The following is a 6,646-nucleotide window of genomic DNA, read 5'->3' on the forward strand; positions in this document are numbered from 1 at the left end:
AGGAGTAATGGTAATGGTGTTTGCATTACCTTTAGACAGATTAGTAGATTCAGCAGTAAAATCGCTGTATCCACCACTTGCTCCTGTCGATGTTTTATCGATGGTTCCTAATTTTACATTACTGATGTATTCATCATTTACACTTTGACCATTAGAGTCACAGTAGTTAAGTTGTACATCTGTAGTTGTAAAATTAATAGAGCTACTATAATTAGAAGTAGTTCCATCGGCACACTTACTTCTTACCTGTACTTCATAGGCAGTAGAAGGGTTTAATCCAGAAATCACTTTAGAAGTTCCGTTTTCGGCAGAAGTTGTCCAGTTTGTTGTTCCAGTTTGTCTGTATCTTAGATCATAGGTTGCACTGGCTACAGCAGTCCATCCTATAGTAGCAGTGTTTGATCCCACAGCCGAAGAAGATACTCCTGTAGGTACTGTTGCTGTACAATTAGTAGAACCACCATTATACGTTATCGTGACATCTGTAGTGTACTCCCAGGTACCATTATTTATAGTAAGTGTTATAGGAATTTGAGTTCCTGTTGGAGTGGTTGATTTTAACTGAAAATCAATAGCTCCAGTATCGGTTCCTAAAAGTTCGATACTACCATATTGCTTTGGTTGTCCTAAAGAACTTATATGTGAAGAATTGGAGGATAAACTAACTGTCCAGTTGGCTTGTTTAAGACTAAAACGTTTAATAGAATAAGCAACCGTTCCTGATGTATTTGTAATTGTTTGATTTGCATTATCAGGTGTTACTTTTGCATATTTGGCTGCCATTCTCATTATCTTAATGTTAAAAGGATATACCTCATTACATAAAGGAATAATTCTACTGGAAGCTGGCCAGAATCCATCATTTGAGGATCCTACTTCGGGAGTCATAGCAAAAACCTTGGGTTTAGAACTTTGTTCTCCATACATCCAATCATCAGAACTTCCTCCCGCTGTGTATCCTACTGTTTGATTAGGAGTACCATATGTATATGAGTTTTCTTCTGTCATGTATGTACATATTTTTACAAATGTACTTTGGTCAGGAGTAAATGTATTCGCCTTATATCCCCATGGATGAATCAACAGATTACTAAACGAGTGATAATTAAGCGCAGCTACAAAATTATGCTGATTTGTAAAATCTCTCATTGCCTGAGTTTCAGGTTCAGAAAATTTAGAAGTACCGTGATACGAATCACTGCTGGGAGTAGAAGAAGATCCTCCGGGAGCTGCCCATTGGTAACCATAGTTACGATTTAAATCAACACCATAAGATCCCCCGTTGTTTCGCCTGTTTTTTCTCCAATACCCTCCTCCGTTTGGGTTGGTTTGCTGATTATGGATGTATCCATCAGGATTAATAATAGGGATAAAATATAATTCGGTATTATCTACTAATATTTTGATTTCCGGATCAGAATTATAATTCTCTAACAGGTACCACATATAAAAAAGATTTTGTGAGAGCCCTACTGGTTCTCTGGCATGATGTATAGAAGTATATAGCATTTCATCTTCGTCTTCATCGGTATCTGCATTGTCACTTATTTTAACCATATAGATTGATCTACCTTGTATTGTTGTACCAATAGATGATTTGGCTGTGATGAGTTGAGGGTACAATTGTCGCATTTTATCTAAAGCGGCTATAGCCTCATCATGCGTATGAAAACCTCCCATACTTCCCAATGCAAAATTACTAGGAGAGGGCACCTGTTGCTGAATATTATTTTTCGCCTTACGTGCATTACTTCTATCCGTTCTTTTATTTATCCGGGGAATTCTTTTAGAGAGATTACGAATTTTGATTTTGTATTTAACGTTATTTTTCCTTAATAATTTAAGATCGCTATGTGAAATTTCTGCAGTAATTTTACCATTCTCATAATGAAAATGATCGGCTTCGAGTCCTTTTGCCTGTAGCATTTCTAGTTGCTCTTTGTTTGTGTCAAAAACAACTCGATAATATTTCTCTTGTGCCTGTAACATATACATGTTACATAGAAAAAAGATAGTGTATATCCATGGGATATAGGATTTTAAAGAATTAGTGTTTGTTTTCATTGTTTGTGTGTTTAAGAGTTAGTTTTTATTACTTTCTATGAAGAATATAGAATGAATGATGAAACATTCTTCATATGTATTTATCGAGAGTGTAGAAAAAATGTAATTAATTCTTAGGAACAGGTAGAAAGATTTCCAATACCAGGATACGTGTTACCAATATATACAGTAGGATAGTCTTTAGGGATTTCTTGATAATTTTTAGTGACTAGAGAACTGTTAGAACTAAGAATTAGTTTTTTTCTTGATAGTTTACCTTTTTTCTTTTTTTCTTGTAGTGTTAGATGAGAAAAAGTTAAACGAAATGCCAGTTGAGGGAAAGCATTTTTGTTATAATCTTTCATTATGACGAAGTTTGAGTTTTGTGTATGGTTAATTTACTATAAATATAATTTTAATAAATCAGATATACCCAACAATTATTATATATTTTATGTTGTAAGTGTTTGTTTTTGAGAAGTTAAATGTAATGATGATACAATTCTTTTACCTTTTCTTTTTTTATTGAACTTAAAGAAAAAATGAATTATTGTTATAAAATAACTATTACGTTGTTTGTGAAGAATACGTATCCTAGGAAATAATTTAACTAGATTCTGTTTACTTTTTCCAGACGATCATTGATACGTCATTAGCTAATGAATACCTTTTTGATACAGGTAAAAACTCCCCTTAAAACATCTCGTTTTAAGAGGAATTTAAATAAGATTTTATTGTTTAACGAATTGTGCAGTTTTGTCGCCAACTTTTACAAAATAAGACCCTGATTTTAATTCCTGAACATTAATTATGTTTATAAATGTTCCTTGATCAACAGTTTGCCCTAGTATATTAAATATCACATACTTTTTACTGTTAAGGTTGTGGGTATCGATATTAATAATAGTACCACTTACAGGATTTGGATATGTTTTTAATTGTGTATTAAAAGGTGGAGCGGTATGGATTACAGAGAATGCCGAGGCAAAAAATGCACCACATGCCCCAAGGTTATTCCATCCAAAGGTAGTACGTTCATAAAGATATCCTTGATAAGTTACACGATCACCAACCTGATAATTTACCGAACCATTATATGGGGTTACTCCTGCACAGGGGTCAGAACTTCCTCCTGTTGTAGTCACATTAACCGTATTACTAGAACCAGAAACATTTCCGGCAGCATCTTTAGCTTTTACACTAAACTGATATGCAGTGTTTGCTGTTAATCCAGTGATGTTAGTAGATGTCGAATTGGCACTTCCTAATAGAGTAGATCCTTGATATACATCATATCCAGTCACTCCTACATTATCAGTGGCGGCATTCCATGATAGTGTAAGTGTGGTTTGTGCAACATTAGAAGCTGTTAATCCAGAAGGAGCAGAGGGAGCTTGAGTATCACCACCAGTAGATCCACCACTAATAGTAACAGTATAATCTTCTACCTCACCATAATCAAAGGATTCACAAGAACTAGGAACAGTATTGTATCTCATAGAAACCCTCATTCTAGTGTTTCCATCTTTTGCGGCTGATGGTACCGTAAAATTACCACTTACCGGGGTTGTTTGAGAAGCGGCATTAGTCCATACTTGTTCTCCTGCATCGGCAAAATCCCCATCCTGGTTATAATCAATCCATACAGAGTATGCTTCATTGTATTGAGTTCCGGTCCATGTAGGAGTTATAGTTATTGTATTAGAATTTCCCTTAGACAATGAGGTTGATTCTGCAGTAAAATCACTATACCCACCACTTCCTGCGGTAGACGTTTTATTGATACTTCCTAATTTCACATTACTGATATATTCATCAGAAGTACTTTGACCATTAGATGCGCAGTATGTTACTGTTGTAGAGCAAGGTTCGCATGAACCTCCACAATCTACACCAGTTTCATCACCATTCTGTACTCCATCGGCACATGTTGGTGTACCACCACAATTAGCAGTTCCTGAAAATTGTTGACCAACCCCTACTGCATGCATTGCATTAGTAGCAGCTTTTACTTCACAAGATGAAGCTCCGTATAAATCTGTTGCCGCGTTGATCACTGCTGTTCTTGCTGCAGCATAGTTAGAGTTTTGAGATAAATAATTAGTCAAAGCACGAAATGCAATTTGTCCTGCTTTTTCTATACCAATAGCTTCTACAGTATATGAATTTCCGTTATCATTGCTTCCTTGACCGCCTTGAGAAAGAAGGTAAAACCAATGATTTAATACCCCCGAATTGGTGTGTACACCACAGAAGTCATTTTGACCGGTTGGAGTTCCACAATTTGGCTCTTTCCAGTTTGTTCCTCCGTAAGTATCAGGTTGATTATATTGTTTAGGATTGGATAAAGATCGTTTTAAAGCAATTTTATCTCCCAATGTCCATGTATCTTGATTTATAGTATTGAATGCAAAATATTCTACATAAGCTCCGAAGATATCACTAAAGGCTTCGTTTAATGCTCCAGATTCTCTCTGATATCTTAACTGAGCGGATGTTCCTGTTACTCCATGTGCAATTTCGTGACCTACTACATCTAAGGGAGTAAAAGGAGTTCCTCCTCTGGTGTTGTTACCGAAAAAGGTCCAGGTTCCTGCCCAAAAAGCATTGTTATCTCCTTGTTGTCCTGATCCGTTTACATATAAATTTATATTAGTACCATTTCCATCATAACTAGATCTATTAAATACACTACTAAACATATCCCAGGTTTTTTCCATACCCCAGTAAGCAGCCATATAGTATTTATCATTTCCACTAAAATTGAAAGTGGTGGATGAACTTGTAACTAAAGATGCATTAGTTGGTTCAACTTGATAATTTACATTTGCTCCATTCATATTTCTCATGGCAACACTTCTGTTTCCAGTTTGCCTGGTAACGTACCCAGATCCGCCTTGAGTTACAGTTATATTTTGTTGCCCATGATACCCTGTATCTGTTGTACCATCTACCGAGTGAATTTTTTGAGATGAAAATAGTATAGATCCATCACTAGCATCAACATAAACATCAGAACGCTGTAGAGGAGCAGCTGCATACATATCAAATTTGTAAGCAAGTTTAAGTTTGTCGGCATTAAGCTCATTATTATTTGTGAAATAGACAAGCTCTCCACGATCACTTACTTTTTCTCCCATAAAATGTCTTTCTCCATTTTTTTGAGCATTTCCTATTTCCCAGGCATATTTTTTAGCCTTTATTACGGTTTTTGCTTTTTCTAAAGCTTGAGCAGAAGTCAAAGTACTTTTTTTAGCATACAATGAAGCCGGCACTGTAGAAAACCATTCTCCATTAGCAGTGATTACTTTACCATCCTTAACATGAATTAGGTACATAGAATTATCTACAGGAATCCCATTAATGGTTTGTTGCAGACGATAATGAGTAAAACCTAATTTATCTTGATTTTTTTCTGTAATTAGGATTCCTTGATGAGGAGGGATATTAAAGAACTGTTTCATAAAATTTTCTGGAGTAGAAAAAGCTATAGGTTCTTGATCAAATTTAATTGCTCGGGGAATCATTCCTTGTTCCCCTTTTTGTAATACTTCATATTTTTCCTGCCCATATGAGGAAAAAATAAGTATAAACATTAATACTAATACATTGAAATTTTTTTTCATAAGTTGATTTGTGTGTTAGATTTATAATTTCGAAAACTACTTAAAAAGGTGTCGCAAATCAATCTATATACGTCCAGAAACATGTTTTAAGATGACTCAAAACATGTTTCTGGATTTTTTTATTATTGATAATGAGGTGGTTAGTTTTTATTGAAAGGAAAACAGGAATTGCTTAGTATTGTGTGTTAAAGGTCGAAATAAGTCTTGGTTGGTATTTTTTAATAAAAAAACCCTCTCCATAAAAGGAGAGGGAGTTCAGTAATTATACTTCTATTGTGTCCCCCAACACATTCGAATTATATCGGTACAAGACGGATCAATCCGACGATTTCCCTGAATATAATTACTAGTGAACAGATAAAAAATCTCTGCTAAATTATACTTTAGAGTATAGTCTAAATATTAAAAATGATGTGTAAAAATGAGTGTGAAGTTATTTTGAGGGGCGAATATATAGATTAATCTTAATAAAACATGTTTTTTTATATTAAATTACTGTGTACGCATAGTATTATTGTGGTTTTCTTATAAAAGAAAAGCATATGATTGAGCATTCTCTATTTTGAATTCGTTGCCTTAAAAACTACTATATAGATAGTAAGTGAATATGTTTTATTTAAATATATAAATTTACTTATTACTGAAAATAGAAAACCCCCGAAACAAACTGTTTCGAGGGTTTTAAAAAAATACTGAATGTATATTATTGCTTGATAATAAACTTCTTGGTTAATGTTTTATCATTTGATATAACAGAAAAGAAATACATCCCATCTGGTAAACCACTTAATTCTACCTTGTTTTCAGATACTTTACCATTTCTTACCATTTGTCCAATATGATTAATGATTCTATAGTTTGAATCCTTAGCATTGTTCATTCGAATTGTGATAAAGTTTTTTGCAGGAACAGGCGAAATCACAAATTCAGAATTTTTCAATTCTGTTGTTGCAATATCATTACTGTTGATATTATTT

General features: G+C 34.2%; 4 protein-coding genes. All 4 read right to left on the bottom strand.

The annotated features are described in order from the left end of the window. On the bottom strand, positions 1 to 2,064 hold a 2,064-nt coding region (locus Z053_RS32025; RefSeq protein WP_025668111.1), incomplete at its 3' end, for a M14 family zinc carboxypeptidase. 113 nt (positions 2,065 to 2,177) lie between these two features. Next, complete coding sequence (locus tag Z053_RS0127085; protein ID WP_025668112.1) at positions 2,178 to 2,408, bottom strand: hypothetical protein; 231 nt, start codon at positions 2,406 to 2,408, stop codon at positions 2,178 to 2,180. A 366-nt stretch (positions 2,409 to 2,774) separates the two neighbouring features. Further along, a complete protein-coding gene (locus Z053_RS30595) occupies positions 2,775 to 5,669 on the bottom strand; it encodes a M4 family metallopeptidase (RefSeq protein WP_025668113.1) in 2,895 nt (964 codons plus the stop codon). 703 nt (positions 5,670 to 6,372) lie between these two features. After that, positions 6,373 to 6,646, bottom strand: a 274-nt coding sequence (locus Z053_RS0127095) for a T9SS type A sorting domain-containing protein (protein ID WP_025668114.1), incomplete at its 5' end; no start/stop codon positions are given.

The organism is Aquimarina megaterium XH134 (assembly GCF_000520975.1).
Lineage (GTDB): Bacteria > Bacteroidota > Bacteroidia > Flavobacteriales > Flavobacteriaceae > Aquimarina > Aquimarina megaterium.

What these genes read in the sequence shown, in the direction of transcription:
- Z053_RS0127085 (WP_025668112.1), bottom strand. Translation starts at nt 2,408, where the DNA reads ATGAAAGATTATAACAAAAATGCTTTCCCTCAACTGGCATTTCGTTTA.
- Z053_RS30595 (WP_025668113.1), bottom strand. Translation starts at nt 5,669, where the DNA reads ATGAAAAAAAATTTCAATGTATTAGTATTAATGTTTATACTTATTTTT.